Origin of the sequence: Acidovorax sp. 94, from assembly GCF_003634645.1 — a bacterium.
Classification (GTDB): domain Bacteria; phylum Pseudomonadota; class Gammaproteobacteria; order Burkholderiales; family Burkholderiaceae_C; genus Acidovorax; species Acidovorax facilis.
Genome location: NZ_RBJA01000001.1, coordinates 565,941 through 585,029, shown reverse-complemented (window position 1 = coordinate 585,029; position 19,089 = coordinate 565,941). Strand labels below are relative to the sequence as shown.

The 19,089-nt window shown below is 61.2% G+C and carries 19 protein-coding genes; 3 read left to right on the top strand and 16 right to left on the bottom strand.

Translation table 11 applies throughout. The features are described 5' to 3' along the window. Positions 1–15: 15 nt before the first annotated feature. Together C8C94_RS02700 and C8C94_RS02695 are read left to right on the top strand one after the other, a co-directional pair. Positions 16–459 carry a universal stress protein gene (locus tag C8C94_RS02700; RefSeq protein WP_055395188.1) on the top strand — a complete coding sequence of 148 codons (444 nt, stop codon included), beginning with the start codon at positions 16–18 and terminating at the stop codon, positions 457–459. 138 nt (positions 460–597) lie between these two features. Further along, positions 598–1,305, top strand: coding sequence for a LysR substrate-binding domain-containing protein (locus C8C94_RS02695; protein WP_233573369.1), 708 nt, complete (start codon positions 598–600; stop codon positions 1,303–1,305). 231 nt (positions 1,306–1,536) lie between these two features. On the opposite strand, the gene C8C94_RS02690 is transcribed toward C8C94_RS02695, so the two are convergent. From C8C94_RS02690 to C8C94_RS02640, 12 genes are all read right to left on the bottom strand, one after another. Then, positions 1,537–1,977 carry a DUF3592 domain-containing protein gene (locus C8C94_RS02690; protein WP_121419622.1) on the bottom strand — a complete coding sequence of 147 codons (441 nt, stop codon included), beginning with the start codon at positions 1,975–1,977 and terminating at the stop codon, positions 1,537–1,539. 155 nt (positions 1,978–2,132) lie between these two features. Next, a complete protein-coding gene (locus C8C94_RS02685) occupies positions 2,133–2,318 on the bottom strand; it encodes a DUF1010 domain-containing protein (RefSeq protein ID WP_370449713.1) in 186 nt (61 codons plus the stop codon). A 135-nt stretch (positions 2,319–2,453) separates the two neighbouring features. After that, positions 2,454–2,999, bottom strand: a complete 546-nt coding sequence (locus tag C8C94_RS25395) for a hypothetical protein (protein WP_147433217.1) — start codon at positions 2,997–2,999, stop codon at positions 2,454–2,456. A 103-nt stretch (positions 3,000–3,102) separates the two neighbouring features. After that, complete coding sequence (locus C8C94_RS02680; protein WP_055395182.1) at positions 3,103–3,387, bottom strand: hypothetical protein; 285 nt, start codon at positions 3,385–3,387, stop codon at positions 3,103–3,105. An 892-nt stretch (positions 3,388–4,279) separates the two neighbouring features. Beyond that, on the bottom strand, positions 4,280–4,753 hold the full coding sequence (locus C8C94_RS02675) for a hypothetical protein (RefSeq protein WP_147433216.1): 474 nt from the start codon (positions 4,751–4,753) through the stop codon (positions 4,280–4,282). 206 nt (positions 4,754–4,959) lie between these two features. Next, positions 4,960–6,513: a malonyl-CoA synthase gene (locus tag C8C94_RS02670; RefSeq protein WP_121419619.1), complete on the bottom strand. Its 1,554-nt coding sequence runs from the start codon at positions 6,511–6,513 to the stop codon at positions 4,960–4,962. A gap of 50 nt (positions 6,514–6,563) precedes the next feature. Beyond that, positions 6,564–7,367: an enoyl-CoA hydratase/isomerase family protein gene (locus tag C8C94_RS02665; protein ID WP_121419618.1), complete on the bottom strand. Its 804-nt coding sequence runs from the start codon at positions 7,365–7,367 to the stop codon at positions 6,564–6,566. Between the two features lie 299 nt (positions 7,368–7,666). Further along, positions 7,667–8,668, bottom strand: a complete 1,002-nt coding sequence (locus C8C94_RS02660) for a tripartite tricarboxylate transporter substrate binding protein (RefSeq protein ID WP_121419617.1) — start codon at positions 8,666–8,668, stop codon at positions 7,667–7,669. A gap of 173 nt (positions 8,669–8,841) precedes the next feature. After that, entirely contained in the window at positions 8,842–10,365 is a 1,524-nt protein-coding gene (locus C8C94_RS02655) for a malonyl-CoA decarboxylase (protein ID WP_121419616.1), read from the bottom strand. After that, positions 10,362–11,030, bottom strand: a complete 669-nt coding sequence (locus C8C94_RS02650; RefSeq protein ID WP_121422656.1) for a GntR family transcriptional regulator — start codon at positions 11,028–11,030, stop codon at positions 10,362–10,364. The genes C8C94_RS02655 and C8C94_RS02650 overlap by 4 nt, the downstream gene beginning before the upstream one ends. A 368-nt stretch (positions 11,031–11,398) precedes the next feature. Then, positions 11,399–12,226 carry a prolipoprotein diacylglyceryl transferase gene (gene lgt, locus C8C94_RS02645; protein ID WP_121419615.1) on the bottom strand — a complete coding sequence of 276 codons (828 nt, stop codon included), beginning with the start codon at positions 12,224–12,226 and terminating at the stop codon, positions 11,399–11,401. 24 nt (positions 12,227–12,250) lie between these two features. Continuing rightward, positions 12,251–13,177: a LysR family transcriptional regulator gene (locus C8C94_RS02640; protein WP_121419614.1), complete on the bottom strand. Its 927-nt coding sequence runs from the start codon at positions 13,175–13,177 to the stop codon at positions 12,251–12,253. Positions 13,178–13,298: 121 nt separating this feature from the next. Between C8C94_RS02640 and ilvD the strand changes: the two genes are divergently transcribed. After that, on the top strand, positions 13,299–15,005 hold the full coding sequence (gene ilvD / locus C8C94_RS02635; protein ID WP_121419613.1) for a dihydroxy-acid dehydratase: 1,707 nt from the start codon (positions 13,299–13,301) through the stop codon (positions 15,003–15,005). Positions 15,006–15,108: 103 nt separating this feature from the next. Here the strand turns inward: ilvD and C8C94_RS02630 are convergent, their stop codons facing one another. Genes C8C94_RS02630 through C8C94_RS02615 form a run of 4 tightly spaced genes read right to left on the bottom strand, consistent with a single transcriptional unit; the run spans position 15,109 to position 19,070 of the window. Next, on the bottom strand, positions 15,109–16,320 hold the full coding sequence (locus C8C94_RS02630; protein WP_121419612.1) for a hypothetical protein: 1,212 nt from the start codon (positions 16,318–16,320) through the stop codon (positions 15,109–15,111). After that, positions 16,317–17,081, bottom strand: a complete 765-nt coding sequence (locus C8C94_RS02625) for an ABC transporter ATP-binding protein (RefSeq protein WP_121419611.1) — start codon at positions 17,079–17,081, stop codon at positions 16,317–16,319. The genes C8C94_RS02630 and C8C94_RS02625 overlap by 4 nt, the downstream gene beginning before the upstream one ends. Positions 17,082–17,107: 26 nt before the next feature. Beyond that, the gene (locus C8C94_RS02620) at positions 17,108–18,034 is read right to left on the bottom strand and encodes an ABC transporter permease (protein WP_147433215.1); all 927 of its coding nucleotides are present in this window, start codon (positions 18,032–18,034) and stop codon (positions 17,108–17,110) included. Then, positions 17,949–19,070, bottom strand: coding sequence for a glycosyltransferase family 1 protein (locus C8C94_RS02615; RefSeq protein ID WP_121419609.1), 1,122 nt, complete (start codon positions 19,068–19,070; stop codon positions 17,949–17,951). The genes C8C94_RS02620 and C8C94_RS02615 overlap by 86 nt, the downstream gene beginning before the upstream one ends. Positions 19,071–19,089 lie beyond the last annotated feature (19 nt).

Here is a 19,089-nt window from a genome sequence, read left to right as displayed (position 1 = left end):
TTTGAGGAGACCTTTATGTACAAACGCATCCTGATCGCAACGGACGGCTCACCCCTTTCCGACAAGGCCGTGGAACACGGACTGTCGCTGGCCGCGCTCACCGGCGCCTCTGCCGTGGCCCTCAAGGTGGTGCCCCGCTACCCCCGCAGTTACTTCGAGGGCGGCATGCCCGTCGATACCAACGACGTCAAGCGCATCGAAACCCAATGGGGCGATGCGGCACAGGCCATGGTCGATGGTGTGAAGGCCCAGGGCGACGCCCAAGGCGTGGCAGTCAAGGCCGTCATCGCCAAGTCCGACCTCGTGGCCGAAGCCATCATCTCGGCCGCCAAGAAGCACAAGTGCGACCTGATCGTGATGGCATCGCACGGCCGCAAGGGCCTCAAGCGCCTGCTGCTGGGCAGCGAGACGCAGCACGTGCTGACGCACTCGCACATCCCTGTGCTTGTGCTGCGTTAAGCACGAATTCAAGCATAAAAACAGGCTCTAGCGCTTATCCATAAAGCGCTAAAAGCTATTAAATACATAGCAAAACACCGAGAAGGCTAGACACCCGCTCGGTGTTTTTTTCATTCCCGTCCAAATGTTCGGCGCCTCGTGCTTGCCCAATTTGGGGTGCCGTGGCTGTTTCCGCGCCTGGGCCACTTCAAGCGCACGTTGCCGCAGGTGTCGCTGAACTTTGTGCGTTACCAGCACGCGCACGACTTTGCGACGCCGCACGAGTTCGACGCTGCCATCCAGTACGGCTACGGCAACTGGCCCAGCGCCAATGCGCGCTATCTGATCGGCAAAGAGACCTGCATCGTCTGCAATCCCCAACTGCGCGACGCCCTGCCCCTGCACACTCCGGAAGACTTGGTGCGCGCCACGCTGCTGCAACACATCGAGGTGCCCCTGGCCTGGCAAGACTGGTTGGAAGCACATCGCCTGGACACCAGCGCCAGCCGCTTCGGGCCGGGCTTCAACCTCTACTCACTCATCATCCGCGCAGCAGTCTCAGGCTTTGGCGTGGGCATTGTGCCCACCTGTCTGGTGGAAGACGAACTGCAGGCCGGTACGCTGGTCGAGCCCCTGAAGGACCGCTTTGACAGCCCGCTGGGCTACTACCTGTGCGCGCCCACGGCCCGCACCAACTTGTCGGTGTACCGGCTGGTGGCCGGGTGGCTGGAGCATTGCTGCAACCATGGGGAAGGGGCGGCTGCGCCTGTGACGGCAGAGGCTGGGGCAGGCTGCATCTTTTGCGCACCACCGCAAGGACTGGGGAGCGCCAACACCGTCACCACGGCCAAGGTCACAGCGGGTTGACGAAGCCAGATCCCTGCGCTGGCAGGCCTGCGCGTGGGATGGAAGCCCCTGGCGCTGCACGAACAGTTTTTAATCAAATAGGGCCCTAGCGCTTATCTATCAACCGCAACAAGCTATCAATAGTATAGCAACCACTGTTTGCACGACCCCGCTGCCAAACGAAGCATTCGGCAGCATCCGCCCGCGCGGGCACGAAGCCCCCTCACCCCCCCACCCACCCAAGGGCAGACTTCAATGCGCCCGGCACTGCGAAGAGGTGCTGGAAACCACGGAGTAATCGAAGTCCGCATCGATGGAGATGCACGCCGACTCGGGTGATGACGGCGGAAACCACGCCACCAGTTCACCGCCATTTCTGGCAATGTGAAAGAAGCGGTCCACCTTGGACCAATCCGCTCTGAAACCATCACTGTCTGAGCAAAACATCCTGGTGCTGGTGTAGCTCTTGCCGGAAACGACGTAGCTGTATTCCACCACCGGAAACTGGGCGATGAACTGGCGCGTTCCTCTACGTACTTGCACTGGGCGACTATCAATTTTGGTAAACCGCACCGGTGTGCTCAAGTAGGGACATTGGGGAACCGGAGGAGTCAAAAATAGGGGTGCAAGGGATGCCCCAATAATCGCAAACAGGGCAATTGCGAGGGCGACGGCGAGGATGCGGCGATTCATTGATGAGGTCTGACGAGGCTGAAATAGACTGATTCCACATTGCTACCGATGGCATTTGGCACACCGCATCTGACTATGCACACAGCTTTATGCGGTCAACGACGGCCAAGCAGCAAAACCAATTCATGAATCTCTCGAAGCGCATCGAATTCTCTCTAACGCTCTGAGTTCAGCCGCCGCGTAGCAGTCGGCTGCGACGAACAGTGAGACCCGAAGGCCAAAAGGGAGCACCCTGAATTGGAGAAGGGCGCAGCCCACGCAAAAGCGCTGGGTACCGAAGGGTGCACGGCGCTACAAGACTGATAGCTGGTAGCGCTTGCAGCACAGGCGCCAGAGGCCAAAAAAGCCTGAAACCGACGAAGCGAACGCAGCCGGAGCCCAGCAGAGCGCCAAAACCCCCAAGGAGAAACCTTTGAGAAGGGCGAAGCGCTGGAGTTAATGGCGGTCTGGATATGCGAGTCAGGTTGAGCGACCTGTTATGTTTTAGATTTTATTATTTCGCAGGAGCGAAATATTTTATCTTCCTTTATTTTATTAGTTATATCAACGGCAAGAGCTTCACCACGCTCTTTTATTGGAATAGCAGTTCCACCGCGATAAAAATTAGTATCTGCTCTCCACACCGCTTTATTGGTTTGCACGTCAACTAATTTGACATTATAGATTGCATGAAAAATGCCGTATTCATTTCTTGTTCCACCATTTCGGCGAACACTCATAATAGTATCGGCTTTAAACATTTTCATTTTATTGAGATGAATTTTCTCATCCAGCTCTAATGAAGAAATTCTGCTCACCTCTAAAGCGGCACCGCAATCTCTTGCAATAGCACCCAGCTTTGCTTGGAAGGAATCGAAAAAATCTTTCCCAAATTCACTACCTACATCGGTCAGTACAAAAATACGTTTTGGCTCTTTATTGTAATTTTCCGCCTTATTGGAAGCGATTGTTGTTGGCGCAACACAGGCGCTAAGAAGTACAGAAACGATAAATATCAAAAGTGTATTGCGACCAGTGTTCATAGACTCCCCATATTTCGGATGACGATATTACTTTAATAAAACATAACGTTTGAATTCAGCCGACCAGTCAGCGAAGCTGGCGCAGGTCGGCTGCAATGAATGGTTATGCCGCATCGCTCGCCCAGTGAAGTTCAACCTTGTCTAGCTGCCCTGGGCTCAATGCGAGCGCGTCCGCTTCTTGGATTTCGTTCCAGTTGATCAGCGGCCAGCGCTGAGCCGCTTCGTTCATCTGAGTCAGCTCAGCGACCTGCTGCTTTGCAATTGACAGGGCTCGGCTCGCCGCTTCACGTGCGCTGGGAGCTTGAACAAATCCGGACAACTCGAACGAGTCAACTTTTCCGGAGCGGACGAAACCTTCGCCGATGCCAAGTACTTGCCAGACGCTCATTGCGGCCACCTCATGAGGCATAACGTAGAAGTAACCGGCACCGAAGCGCCAGCGAAGGGAACCCAAATGCGCAGCATTTGGGTGTCCGGTTGACTGTCAGGTTATGCCTCACTGCCAGGAATTCCACGTAGCGCTTCTCGGGCGGACATAACGACGCCGGGAGCACTAGAGGATGCCATCTCGAGGAGGACTTCCCTTTCCAGTGGATGCGTTCCCTCTCCAAGTATGTAAGCCAAGTGCTCCTGTCGTGGTTCCGGCCACGATCTCCATTGGCTTTTGATCTGGCACATAACCAACTGCGGGTCTGCATCAATGATGGAACGCGCCTCGATACACCCAACATCAGACCAATAGTCCGCATCGGGAAGATCCAGAAGTTCCGCCAGACGCTCAATCATTGACTTGGTTCACTGAAGCACAACGGACAAAGTAAGCTGCCCGCCTTTGGCGGGTCAGCTTGACTGCCGGGTTAGGCGGGGCAACTGAGCGAAGCAAGACGGTCTCCTTTAAAATCGGCGGTAATTTTCTTGTCACTTCCCTTGGCTGCACTCCATGTCGCCAAAGATTCGGTTGAGCTTTCTGGCATACCCAATTGGAAATACACCTCTGATCTTGGAGAGCCCGCGCTAAGATTTTTGCAGGAAGCAACCGGGTTGGCCCAAGATCCACAGCTTCCATTTTTAAACAAGTCCGCGCTATGCACACCCCATCGACGGATGCCCACTTTCCATTTCGAACACCACAAAGCTGTCTATCGATTTTTTCGCCGGCCACAAAGTACCCGAGGCCAGTAACCAAGGCCAAGGCGATCACTGCGAAGGGGATGCGATTCTTCATGGCCTAACGCCTGAGTTAAGCCGAGACGCAAAGCGGCATCGGCTTGAATAAATTGTTAGGGCTTGTTCTGTTTACCAGTCTCCTGCAATGCTCGGACAAGGTCTGGAGTGAGGTCACGATTTGGTTCATTACGAAGAATGAGGACGTTGATGATGCTCATATACATATAGTCGTGGTTCTTGGGGTCCATACGCGCGACGAGATCAACTGCAAGCTTTGTATCTTGAAGTTTCACGAGCTTGCCGAAGCCTTCAAGGGCTTGCGAAGTACTCTTGTTGTGTACGTAAAAGAATGCAGCTGAAATGAATTGCGCGACTACGCCAGCGACCCCAAGAACTACGGATTCGCTCAATTTATTCCGGTCGTAGAAATAGGCAATGAACGCAAGAATCACAACGATTAGGCCCGCCGCAGAAGCAACGACACTGCTCCAAAAGCTGACCTTCTGCTGGAAAAGGGTGGAGCCGTAGAACTCATGAAGTTTTTGAATGAATGGGTCACTAGTTTGAACCGGTGCTTCTTGGCTCACGAAATTCTCCATTGCAATGCCTAACTAGATTTAGGCGAAAAAATCAAAACAACAGAAGTCTGACAACGCATTTCGACACGGCTATTTCGCTGGCAGTATGCATGCCCTCGCCTTTTAGGCAAACCTAAAATTCTGCGGATGGACGCATTCCGATGCTTGTTCTGATCGGGCCCGCCAAGGCGGGCCTGGATGCCAGCCTTTCAACTTCAGGCAAACAACCCCTTGTACTGATCCCGCAACAAGTTCTTCTGCACCTTCCCCATCGTATTGCGCGGCAGCTCCGCCACCACAAAACACTTCTTGGGAATCTTGAAGTTGGCCAGCTGCGACTTAAGCTGGGCCACGATGGCATCGGCATCCAGTTTGGCACCGGGCTTGGCGATGACCACAGCAACGCCCACTTCGCCAAAGTCGGGGTGCGGCACGCCGACCAGGGCGCTTTCGGCCACGCCGGGCATGTCGTTGATGTAGCCCTCGATCTCTGCCGGATAGACGTTGTAGCCGCCGCTGATGATGAGGTCTTTGCTGCGGCCTACGATGTGGACGTAGCCGCGCTCATCGACCTTGCCCACGTCACCGGTCTTGAAGTAGCCGTCTTTGGTGAACTCTTCCGCCGTCTTCTCGGGCATGCGCCAGTAGCCCTTGAACACGTTGGGGCCCTTGACCTGGATGCCGCCGATCTCGCCCACGGGCAGGTCTTTGCCGTCGTCGCCCTGCACGCGCAGGCTCACGCCCGGCAGGGGGAAGCCGACGGTGCCACCACGGCGCTCATCCTCGCCTTTGTATCGCTTGTCGGCGCTGTAGGGGTTGCTGGTGAGCATGATGGTTTCGCTCATGCCGTAACGCTCCAGAATGGTGTGGCCGGTGCGTTGCTGCCATTCCTTGAAGGTTTCGATGAGCAGCGGTGCAGAGCCTGCAATGAACAGGCGCATGTTCTTCACGGCCTCTTTGGTCAGGCCGGGCTCTGCCAGCATGCGCACGTACAGCGTGGGCACGCCCATGAACACGGTGGCGCGGGGCATGGCGCCGATGACGGCCTTGGGGTCGAACTTGGCCATCCAGATCATCTTGCTGCCGTTGATGAGCGCACCGTGGATGGCGACGAACAGGCCATGCACGTGGAAGATGGGCAGTGCGTGGATGAGCACATCGCCCTTCTTCCAGCCCCAGTAGTCCTTGAGCATGACGGCGTTGCTCAGCATGTTGCCGTGCGTAAGCATGGCGCCCTTGCTGCGGCCGGTGGTGCCACTGGTGTAGAGGATGGCGGCCAGGTCGTCGGCACTGCGGGCCACGGCCTGGTGCTCATCGCTGTGGTGGGTGGCGCGCTCGAGCAGGCTGCCGGTGCGGTCGTCGCCCAGGGTGAACACATGCTGCGTGCCCAGCGTGAAGGCAATCTTGCTGACCCAGCCGAAGTTGCCGGGCGAGCACACCACCACCGCGGGCTCGGCGTTGCCGATGAAGTATTCGATCTCGGCGCTTTGGTAGGCGGTGTTGAGTGGCAGGAACACGTAGCCCGCGCGCAGCGTGGCCAGGTACAGGGCCATGGCTTCGACGGACTTTTCCACCTGCACGGCCACGCGGCTGCCTTGGGGCAGCTTGAGCGATGCGAGCAGGTTGGCGATGCGGGCGCTGGCGCGGTCCAGGTCGCGCCAGGTGTAGAACAGCGGGGTGCCGTCTGCCGCCATGGTCTCGACGGCGGTGCTGTCCAGGTCAGACGGGAAGGCTGCGCGCAGGGCGCTGAAGAGGTTGTTTTGGCTCATGGCAGTTGGACGGTTTTAAAGGTTTGGATCAACAAGGCGGGCGGGGCCCGTCAAAACAACGGCGCGCGTTTTTCTAGGAACGCGGTGATGCCTTCGCGGTGCTCGGCGCTGTCCGCGTAGGCATAGGGGTCAGGCGCCCCGTTTACTATATTTTTCATAGCTTCTTGCGCTTTACCATCAAGCGCTAGAGGCATTTTTAATGCCCGAAATGTCTGCTTGTTCATGCGGGCGGCCTGCGGCGCCAGTGCTGCGATGCGCTGTGCGCTGCCCAAGGCCTCAGTGGCCACCATGTCGTCGGCCACCACACGGCTCAGAAAGCCGCGCGCCAGCATGTCAGAGGCGCTGAAGGTGGCGGCCTCCAGCAGCATCTGGCGTGCGGTCACGTCACCCACAGCACCCGCCACCAGCTGCGCCTCGCGCGGGGCCATCGGGAAACCGAGCTTGGCAATCGGCGCGCCAAAACGCGCACCACTGCCCGCCACGCGGATGTCGCAGCAGCTGGCAATCTCCACCCCGGCACCCATGCAGGCGCCACGGATCTGCGCCACCACAGGCACATCGCACTGGAGCATGGCGTTAAGCCCACCCCAGACGTCGTTCTCATGAAAGTCCCGCAAGGCAGCGACATCAAACCGAAAGCCGGGGTACTCCGAAATGTCACCGCCCGCACAGAAGGCATCGCCCTCCCCCGCAATGAGCACGCAGCGCACATCGCTGCGCTGCTGGATGTCTTCAAACGCCGCACGCAGCTGCCGCCACATGGGTCGCGACATGGCGTTCAGCCGCCCGGTGTGGCGCAGCGTGACATGCACCACACCGCCCTCACCCGCTTCCATCAACACTTCACCCGACATATTCGTTGCCCATCACGTTTGCAAAGTCCACTGCCCGCAAAAACCGGCGCAGCGCCATCGCCAGTGCCACCGTGGAACTGGCTCTGCCAGGCCACGGGTGGCGTCTCCCTTCAGGGGGAAGGCGCGAAGCGCGGAAGGTGTGTATGAATCCGGCGTGTCAGAGCGGACCGCACAAACGCGCTCCGTCTAGGCGCAAAGCGCAGCCATAGCGCGGCTATGGCGAGCATATGCAACAACGACGGGGCGGGTTTTTGCGGGACGAGCGGGCATGGCGGGTTCATTCACACCTTCTGGGGGGGTTAATCAAGCTTTGCGCCAGAGGCCTTCACCACCGCCGCCCAGCGCTTGACCTCGCTGCTGACCATGCCCGCAAACTGCTGCTGGGTCATGCCGCCGTATTCGGCACCGTTGTTGGCCCAGATCGTTTTGAGTTCGTCGGCGCTGCCCAGCTTGCGCACCTCGTCCACGATGCGCGCCTGCACATCGGCGGGGGTGCCCTTGGGTGCCCACAGGCCGTACCAGGTGGTGACGGTGTAGTCGGGCAGGCCAACTTCGGCGGCGCAGGGTACGTCTGGGAACGCGGCATTGCGCTTGGGGCCCGACACCATGAGTGCCTTGATACGGCCACCTTTGATGTGGGACGCCGAGGAACCGAGCCCGTCAAACATCATGTCCACTTGCCCACCAATCAGGTCCTGCAGCGCGGGGCCGGCACCCCGGTAGGGGATGTGGGTGATGAAGGTGCCCGTCTGCTGCTTGAACAGCTCGCCCGCCAGGTGGTGCGACGTGCCAGCGCCCGCAGACCCGTAATTGAGCTTGGCGGGGTTGCGCTTCACATAGTCCATGAACTGCTGGAAGTTGTTGACCGGCACGTTCTTGGGGTTGACCACCACCACCTGGGGCACGTTGGCCAGCAGGTACAGCGGAATGAAGTCCTTCTCCAGGTCGTAGTCGAGCTTGGGGTACATCGACGGGGCGATCGCGTGGTGCACGGCCCCCATGAAGAGCGTGTAGCCGTCTGGTGCGGCCTTGGAGGCAAAGCTGGCCCCCACGGTGCCGCCCGCGCCCCCTCGGTTGTCGATCACCAGCGTCTTGCCGGTGGCCTTGGAGAACTGCGCTGCCAAGGGGCGCGCAAAGGCATCGGTGCCGCCGCCCGCAGGGAACGGCACCACCAGGTTCACCGGTTTGGTGGGCCAGGCCGATGCCTGGGCCCATGCAGGCACCGTGCCCGTGGCCAGCCCCAAACCTGTGGCAGCAGCCCCCAGCAGCACCTCGCGGCGCTGAATTCGCATGTCTTTCATTCCTTGTCTCCTGTCGTCGTTGTAAAAAAGGAAAGCAGGCCTACGGTGCCCCACCGTTCAAAACCGTGCCAGGCACTTGCCACCATCGGCTGGCTCCCCTCTGAGGGGGTCCATCGGCCATTGTCTGCGCCGATGATGACGATGATGGCATTGCGCGGCACCGGGGCCTGCGGTCAGTCACGGCACAGGCTGTCGATGTCCCCCGACACCGGCACCTTGCCTTGCGCGAGCAAGCTGCGGTGCTTGTCGATGCGCTTGAGGTCGTACAGGTAGTTCACCATCAGCCCGTACGATTGTTTCAGTCCTTTGCTGGACGGGTCTCCCGCCCAGTTCAGGCGTTCCACCCGCGCTCCGTTGCCCAGGTGGAAGCGGGCCACCGGGTCCACTGGCTTTCCGTCCTGCAGCTCACGGGCCAGGTAGCGTGCGGCGCACTCCATCAGCATCTGGCGCACGGGCGATCGGGCATCGAGGTCGGTGGCCTTGTCGAGCGCAGCCAGCAGATGGGTGGCTTGCGGGGGTTCAAAGCCCACGGCCCGGCCCAGCTCGGTGCGGCGCTTGTCATCCAGGCGCTCCAGCATCGCACCGGCATGCTTGCCCAGCCAAGCGCGGAAACCCGGAATCGGCGACAACGTGGCAAAGGTGCGCAGCCGGGGAAATTCGGCCGTGAGGGTCTCCACCACATGCTTGATGAGTGAATCGCCAAAGCTCACACCGCGCAGCCCGGTCTGGGTGTTGCTGATCGAATAGAAAATCGCCGTGGTGGCCCGCCCGATGTCAGCGGGTGCCGCCGCTTCGTCGAGCAAAGGCGTGATGCTGGACGAGATTTTGTCCACCAGCGCCACCTCCACAAAGATCAGCGGCTCGTTGGGCAAACGCGGATGAAAGAAGCCGTAGCAGCGGCGGTCGCTGTCGAGCCGGTTTTTCAGATCGGCCCAGCTGCGGATGTCATGCACGGCCTCGTACTTGATGAGCTTTTCAATCAGCGAAGCGGGCGAGTCCCACGACAGGCGGCGTAGCTCCAGAAAGGCCACGTCAAACCAGGTCGAGAACAGGTGCTCCAGCTCGGCATCCAGCGCCAACAGGCGCTTGTCGGACTTGAGCAGGGGCAGCAGCTCGGCACGCATGTCCAGCAAGAACCGCATGCCTTCAGGGAACGCAGAAAAACGCTGCAGCAGCCGCGTGCGCGGCGATACCAGTGCGCGGCGCAGGCTGATCTCGGCCTGGCCTTCTTCGGCCGTGCCAGCCGCCGCTTCGTAGCGTTGGCGGGCCGATTTGAAGCGCGTGGCGTCGGGGGCGAACTGCTCGCACATCAGCAGCCACATGTCGCGGCGCTCTTCGGGCTCGGCCTTGGCATACCACTCGGCCACGGCCTGGGCGCGGCGGCCACCTTCGATCTCGCTCACCTGCGGGGCCACCACCTCCTGCAGGTCGGCCAGCAGGCGGCGCAGCGCGCGGGGCGACAGAGCCTCCTGCCCGCGCCGCAGCGTGGCCTGCAGCCGCTCGTTGGTGGAACGCGGTACGGCGACCTTGGCCACCACATCGGTCACCGATTTGTCGAGCCCGGCGCGGGCCGGTTTGTCGGTCGCCTTCTCGCTTGCCTTCTCGCCGGTTTTGTCAGCGGGCTTGTCTGCGGCGGGCGCTGCCGTGCGCAGGCGCGACACACTGCGGGTGATCCATTCGGGGGTGCTGTTGATCATGGGGTGAGCCTCGATTGCTGGTTGCGGGCTACGTCGCGCAGCGCATCGCGCTGGCGCAACAGATGGTTGCGCATGGCCTCTTCGGCGGCGTCGCAGTCGCGCGCCTTGAGCGCGGCGAACACTGCCAGGTGCTCGGCCAGGCTTTGCTGCAGGCGGCCCGGCACATGCAGCGTTTGTGCTCGCGCCAGGCGCAGGATCTTTCGCAGATCGCCAATCACCTGGGCCAGCCAGCGGTTGTCCGCCAGTGTGATGAAGGCCTCGTGAATGGCGTAGTTGGCTTCGTAGTAGTCGGCAATCAGGCCTTCAGCGGCAAACTGCTGCAGCCGCTGGTGCAACACCTCAAGCGCCGCAACATCCGCCGCGACCGCCTTGCGCGTGGCCTCATGGGCCGCCCGCCCCTCCAGCAGCGCGATCACGGGAAAAAGATCGTCCAGGTCGCGCTCGGTGATCTCAGCCACAAAGCAGCCGCGGCGCGGTTCGTGGCGCAGCAAGCCCTCCGCCACCAACACTTTGAGCGCCTCGCGCAGCGGCGTGCGCGAAATAGCGAGCCGCTCGCACAAGGCCGCTTCGTCCAGAAAACTCCCGGGGGGCAAGGCGCCCGCAAAGATTTGCTCGCGCAAGCGCGAGGCGGCTTCGTCGTGCAGTGAGTTGGGAACCGGGCGCATGGTGCGGGGAAAACTCCAGGGTGTCAGGGTGCGCAGGCAAAACGCCTGCATCTTTTGCTGCCAACGCGGCTTCAAATGCCGCCAAACGTCAACATCACTCTGAATAGTTCGTAATTTCTCATAATTACGCAAAATCACAAGAGGAAAACCCTGAAATGTGCTGATGGGGCGACAAACGGTGCACCCATGGTGCAGAGATGCAACACGAGGGCCGTTTTATTTCGGTAAAAAGCCGCACGGGAAGCGCGGCGGAGGCGGGTCAACACATCGTCCCGCCTCACCCACCGGCAGAGCACTTACCTTGCAATGGCAAGCGCTGCTATTTTTATAGCTGCTAGCGCTTACCAGTTAAGCGCTAGAGGCCAATTTCAACTGATTTTTTGCGCCACCGCGGGCTGGCGCTGTGCCCACACCCACAGGCCCACGCCCGCGGCGATCATCGGCACGCACAGCCACTGGCCCATGCTCATACCCAAGGACAGGATGCCGAGGAACGCATCGGGCTCGCGAAAGTATTCGGCAATAAAGCGGAAGGTGCCATAACCCACCAGGAATGCGGCGGCCACCTGGCCCTGGCGACGTTCTTTGCGCGCATACAGCCACAGCAGGATGAACAGCAGCAAGCCCTCCAAGAGGAACTGGTAAACCTGCGACGGATGGCGTGGCTGCAGGGAACCGCTGTGTGCAAACACCATGCCCCACGGCAGGTCCGGGCTGGCAAAACGGCCCCACAGTTCGCCGTTGATGAAGTTGCCCACCCGCCCTGCGGCCAAACCCGTGGGCACGCAGGGCGCCACAAAGTCGGCAACCTGCAGCCAGGGGCGCTTGCGCGAATGTGCGAACCACAACATGGCCGCTATCACGCCCAACAAGCCACCGTGAAAGGCCATACCCCCTTGCCACACGGCAAAGATTTCCAGGGGGTGACTCAGGTAATACGCAGGTTTGTAGAACAGGCAATACCCCAGGCGCCCCCCCACCACCACACCCGCCACCCCCAGGAACAGGATGTCTTCCACGTCCTTGCGCGACCATGCGCCAGGGCCGGTGATGGAGGCAAACGGTTCGTGCCGCAGGCGCCGGATGCCCAGCAGCATGAACAGGCCAAAAGCCGCAAGATAGGTCAGGCCGTACCAGTGGATGGCCAGCGGGCCGATCTGCAGGGCGACAGGGTCGATGTGGGGATAAGTCAGCATGGGGGCGATTGTGCACGCGCAGCACTACCCTTTCAGGGCGCTGGCCTGCACCTCATGGGCCACAAAGTCGATCCACCGGGCCAGTGCGGGCGGCACAGTGGCGCCCCAGACCAGGCTGGTTTCGCACACGGGCGCCAGGGGAGACTTGCCGCCCAGCTGCCGGTAGACAACGCCCGGCCGCTGAAACTGTTGCACGCTGGCAGGCACCCAGGCCAGCCCCAGGTCGGCCGACACCAGGTTGACGATGGTCTGCATCTGGATGGCCTCCTGGGCCACCTGCGGCACCTGCCCCGCTGCGTGGTACAGCGCCACGATCGCGTCGTACAGCGATGGCAGGATCGGGCGGGGGAAAATCACCAGAGGCTCCCGCAGCAGGTCAGAGAACCGGACGGTGGGCGTGCGCGCCAGCGGGTGAAGCTCAGGCAGCGCAAGCACCAGCGGCTCTTGCGCCACACACAGGCTTCGCAGGGCAGGTGGCGCCTGGCCGGGCGTGTGCAAAAGCAGCCCGGCATCAATCTCCCCCCGCTCCAGCGCCTGAAGTTGCACGTCGCCCGTCGCCTCGATCAATTCAAGCCGCACCCCGGGCCACTGGGCCCGGAAGGCTAGCACCCACTGCGGCAGCATCCCAAAACCCACGGTCGAGACAAACGCCAGACGCAGCCGCCCCACCTCGCCCGCTGCCGCCGCGCGCGCCTGTGCAGGGAGTGCCTGGGCGCGGTCGAGCAAATCCAGCACCTGCGGCAACAGGGCAGCCCCGGCCGGAGTGAGCTGCACGCTGCGTTTGGTGCGGTCGAACAGTTGAAGGCCCAGCGTGCGCTCCAGCCCGGCGATGGCCTGCGTGAGCGGCGGTTGTGTCATGTGCAGGCGCTGCGCCGCGCGGCCAAAGTGCAGCTCCTCAGCCACTGCGGCAAACTGCCGCCACAAACGCATATCAATGAATGGCTCTTTCATATGCTGTACATATTAATCGCCCTGTACAAATGGATTGGATGGCGCCCACCAATCGCCGCATACTCGCGGCTGCGAAAAGTTTCTCCACCCACAAGATTCGCTCCACGAAGGAAAACACACCATGGCAGACAACAAAGTCATCCCGATCCAGCCCATCAACCGCCGCAGCGCCAACATCACCCAGGGCAAGTCGCGCGCACCCAACCGCTCCATGTACTACGCCATGGGCTACGAGGAAGGCGACTTCGTGAAACCCATGGTGGGCGTGGCCAACGGCCACAGCACCATCACGCCCTGCAACAGCGGCCTGCAAAAGCTGGCAGACGCGGCCATCGCAGGTATCGAGGAAGCCGGTGGCAACGCCCAGGTATTCGGCACCCCCACCATCAGCGACGGCATGGCCATGGGCACCGAAGGCATGAAATACAGCCTGGTGAGCCGTGAAGTCATTAGCGACTGCATCGAGACCTGCGTGGGCGGTCAGTGGATGGACGGCGTGCTGGTGGTAGGCGGCTGCGACAAGAACATGCCGGGCGGCCTGATGGGCATGCTGCGCGCCAATGTGCCCGCCATCTACGTGTATGGCGGCACCATCCTGCCTGGCCACTACCAGGGCAAGGACCTGAATATCGTGAGCGTGTTCGAGGCCGTGGGCGAGAACGCCGCCGGCAAGATGAGCGACTTTGACCTGAAGGAAATCGAGAAGCGCGCCATCCCCGGCACCGGCTCGTGCGGCGGCATGTACACCGCGAACACCATGTCCAGCGCGTTCGAGGCCCTGGGCATCAGCCTGCCCTACTCGTCCACCATGGCCAACCCGCACGACGAAAAGATGAACTCGGCCAAGGAATCGGCCAAGGTGCTGATCGAGGCCATCAAGATGGACCTGAAGCCGCGCGACATCGTGACCAAGAAGTCCATCGAGAACGCCGTGGCCGTCATCATGGCCACGGGTGGCTCCACCAACGCGGTGCTGCACTTCCTGGCCATTGCCCACGCAGCGGGCGTGGAATGGACCATTGACGACTTCGAACGCGTGCGCGTGAAGACCCCCGTGCTGTGCGACCTCAAGCCCAGCGGCAAATACCTGGCTGTGGACCTGCACCGCGCAGGCGGCATCCCGCAGGTCATGAAGATCTTGCTGAACGCAGGCCTGCTGCATGGCGACTGCATCACCATCGAAGGCAAGACGATTGCCGAAGTGCTCAAGGATGTGCCGGACGAGCCCCGCGCCGACCAGGACGTGATCCGCCCCATCAGCAACCCGATGTACGCCCAAGGCCACCTGGCCATCCTCAAAGGCAACCTGAGCCCCGAGGGCGCTGTGGCCAAGATCACGGGCCTGAAGAACCCCGTGATCACCGGACCGGCCCGCGTGTTTGACGACGAACAATCGGCACTGGAAGCCATCCTGGCCGGCAAGATCAAGGCGGGGGACGTGATGGTGCTGCGCTATTTGGGCCCCAAGGGCGGCCCCGGCATGCCCGAAATGCTGGCCCCCACTGGCGCGCTGATTGGTGCTGGCCTGGGTGAAAGCGTGGGCCTGATCACCGACGGCCGCTTCTCGGGCGGCACCTGGGGCATGGTGGTCGGCCACGTGGCGCCCGAAGCGGCAGCCGGTGGCACCATCGCCTTCGTGAACGAAGGCGACAGCATCACCATCGACGCACGCCAACTGCTGCTGGAGCTGAACGTGAGCGAAGAAGAGATCGCCAAGCGCCGCGCAGCCTGGACGGCCCCCGCACCGCGTTACACGCGCGGGGTGCAGGCCAAGTTCGCGTTCAATGCATCGAGCGCCAGCAAGGGTGCGGTGCTCGACGCGTATTGAAGTCCAGCGCTTTCAAAAAGCAAAAGCCCGCCGCTCCCGGCGGGCTTTTTTTTGCTGCAAAGACCATGGCATCCGCGTTGTGTGCCCCCGCGTGACTTGCGTCTTAAAACCCGCGCCGCCTCGACCGCCACCGGATCCAGCCGCCTGCCAAAGCTCTCAATGGTGCGGTCACACGCCAGGACCAGCTTGCGCGCATCAATCCCACTTCCTTTCGCACGGCCGCCGTCACGGCGGCCTCACGGGCCGCTACATCCCGCACCAGCCGAAGTACGGTCACCCGTGTACGGTCTGCAGGTGAGGCACTGGGCGAGCCTGGGTTCACCGCATCTTCTGGCGCCGAGGCTTCCACACCAGCCGCGATGTCGAGGATGTCGAAAATGGCCAGAGGCTGCTCTGCACAGGTGGTCACCATCAGGCCCCAGGGCTCATGCACATCGATGCCCTTGGGACCACCCTCGCGCGGGTTGTGGTGCCCCCGCTCAAACACAGCGTCATCCAGCACGCGGAACACGGCATTCGGTTCGGCCAGGCTGCACCACCCGGAAGGAGCCCGGTGAAACACGGCCACATGGGGGGCGCCAGCATCCGCCACCAGAAGAATGCGCCCGCCCGCCAGGAAACACAGCCCATGGGGGTAGCTGACGCCACGCAGTTGTGCAGCAGGCGCGTTGCCAGGCGCAAGGAACTCATCGTTGCGGTAGAGCGCGACAATGTGGCGGTCGTGGTTGCTGACCGCCACCCATTCAGCATTGAGGTCCAGCGCCACACCATCCGGAACCTCCAGCCCGTGCTGCATGAGAAGCTGCGCATCCAGATGGGAAAAACCGGCAGCAGCGTTCAGCAGGTGATGGGTCACGTAATGGGAAAAGCCGTTGCACACCCACAGCTCGTGCAAGCCTGCGCCCAGATCCCGTGCGCACAGGCTTCCTGGGGTGCTCAGGAGCTCCGTCTCCTGCTTGCCGATCACGGACAGGGGCTCCAACGTGTGCAACGCGGTCAGACCATCCGCCGGGGGAATGTCGAACAGCGATACATTGCCCTCCCGGCTCGCGACCGCGATGATGCTGTTGCTGATCCAGCACAGGCCATGAGGGCGCTGGAGGCTGGTGGACGCGACCTCCACGGCATCCGTCAGGTAGAGCACCTTCTGCCCGTTTTCAAACTGGCAGTCCATCCCCACGACCAGCACCCTGTCGAGGGTGATGGCAGCAAGCGCCACACGACGTCCGTCGGGCGACCAGCTCACATCTTCGGTTCGCCCCATGGACGAAATGGCGTCCAATACCTCTGCGGGGCCAATGCATGCCAGTCTCATGGCGAAACTCCTTGCTGGATGTTGTGAAACGCCAAGGCATCGTCCACACTGCCATCCATCACCACGCATCCATCTTTAAGGACCAACGCTCGGTTGCAAAAGCTCTTGAGAATGACCTCGTTATGGGATGCCAGCACCAGAATGGAGACCTGCTCGATCAGCCCGTTGATGCGCTCCTTGGCCTGGCTGAAAAACTTCGCATCACCAGCACCAATCATCTCGTCCATGAGCAGAATATCGGGAACCACGCTCGTGGAAACGGCAAACGCCAAGCGTAGCAGCATACCCTGTGAGTACGTCCTGACCGGCAACTGAAGATGCTCGCCCAGCTGTGTGAATGCCTCTACCGAGGGTATGAGGCCCATCGCCTGCTTGCGCGTCAGACCCATCACGATGCCCCGCATGATGATGTTGTCGTACCCAGTGGCATCGACATCCATGCCCAGCATGATGTCTGTGAGCGCTGCAATCCGGCCACTGAAGGACAGCTCGCCTTGCGTGGGCTCATAGACGCCCGAGAGCACGCGCAGCAGCGTGGTTTTGCCAGCGCCGTTCGAACCAATCAGGCCGACCCGATCCCCCGGACGCAGCAACAGGCTCACATCACGCAACGCATGCACGCTGACCTGCCGCAAACCGCTGGCCTCCACACGGGCCTTGTCACGCATAGGAAGCCCCAGCACCGTATTGAGCAGGCCCCGTGACCGCGTAGTGAACACGGGAAAGTCGATGGATACGTTGGACAACTGGATATGGGCCATCTTGGGATACCGAAGGGTGGCGGCGCCTACAGCCAGTACACAATCCGCCGCCGAATCGCGACGTACTGCCAAAAGAAAATCAAACCCAACAGCAAGACCACCCCCACTGCGGCACCCCAGGTCTGCAGGGCGGGGACCTCTCCCATCAAGGGGCTGCGCGTCAGGTCCAGGAAAAGCGCCAATGGATTCAGGCGCACCACCCACTGTGCACGTTCGGTCAGCTGGTCAGGCACCCAAAGCACGGGGGTCACAAAAAAACTGACCTGCATCAGGCTGCCCAGGGCCACCGTCACGTCACGAAATCGGGCCGCAAGCCCCCCCAGAATGGCAACCACAAAACTAGCAGCCAGCAATGTCAGGGCGGTGGCGCCAAGCAGCGCCCCCCACTGCACAGCCCCCAGCCGCCCCGCCCACCACAAGACGGCCAACACAATAACAGCGCTGTGCAGCATCAGGATGGAGCATCGAAACACGGTGCGGAACACAAACGCCATCTTGGGGTAAGGCGTCTGCTTCAAAAACGCGTCCGAGCCGATATAGGTCAAGCAGCCCTCGTTGATCAGCGCACTGAAATACCCGAACAGCACATGCCCAGCACAAAAATACGGCAGGTACCACTCGGCCGGGTACTTGAACAGTTGGGCGCCGATCAAGCCAAATGCAACGATGAAAATGGCCGTGTGCAGCGTAATCCAGACAGGCCCCAGAAAGGTCCGCCGATACTGCTTGGCGACATCGTTCCAGCCCATAAAACACCAGAAGCGCCACGCCACCATGGCGCTCCAGATGTCAAGCCCCAACAATTGAACTTGCCTCTGACGCGCAGACACGAGGGGATTGGCGGTTGAATGAGCCATCACAGCAATATCAAGCCATCGACTCGTAGACGCGCAGGGTTTTTTCTGCGCACGCTTGCCAGGTGAAAGCGCGCACGCGATCACGCCCGCGCGCAACCAGTTGGCCCGCCAGTTCTGAGTTCTCGGCAACTCGGCGCATCGCGTCCGCGAGTTCGTCGATGCGCAGAGGATCAATCAGCAAGGCCGCATCCCCCGCAACCTCCGGGATGGAGGTCGTGTTGGACGCCACCACCGGCACCCCCGCCGCAAAGGCTTCCAGAACCGGCAGTCCGAATCCCTCGTGGAGCGACGGGAACACCAAGGCCGTCGCACGCTTGATAACCACCTGAAGATCAGCATCCGGCAAGTGCTGCAGCCAGCGGACATGTTTGAGCGCGCCCCCGGTGAATTGGGCGACAACGTCTTCGCACCCCCAGCCCGGTTTGCCGACCACCACCAACGGAAACTGCCGCTGCAGAGGCTCGGGCAGGCTGGCGTGGGCCAAAAGCAGGCGGCTGATGTTCTTGCGCGGCTGCAGGGTACCGACGCTCACAAAATAGCGGTCTGGCAATGCATGCCGATCCCGCACGGCTTTTTCCACGGACTCATCGACCGGAGCAAACCACTGCGAACCTACACCCAGAGGAATGGCAGTGATCCGCTCTTCGGGCAGGCGGAAGTGCGTAGCGATCTCCTGGCGGGAGTAATTGGAAATCGTGATGACCTGCTGCGCCCAGAACGCAGTACGCCGCCACAATTCGTTTTTCAGGCCCTTGAACCGGTATCGGACCCACTCGGGGTGAGAGAGCGGGATCGCATCAAAAATCGTCGCCACCACCGGCGTTCCACGCAAGCGCGGAACCAGATGGTCGGTGGCATGGATGACATCAATCCCCGCGCAGAGCGCGCGGCGCACCCTGCCAAAGTCCACCCCCGGCAGCGTGGCGGCCAGGGCCTGCCGCGCAAAAGGTCCAAAGGACATCGCAGGTGTCGCGCCCTGCCAGAGGCTCGCCGGAGCATCGAACAGATAGGGCTGCAGTTGCGCTGACGGCGGCATGGCAGCCATCAGCTCCCGGGTGTAGGTACCAATGCCATCCACACCACCCTGCTGGACAGAACGTGCCAGCACGCTGACGCCAAAAGCTACCCTCATCGGGCCACCTCACACAGCA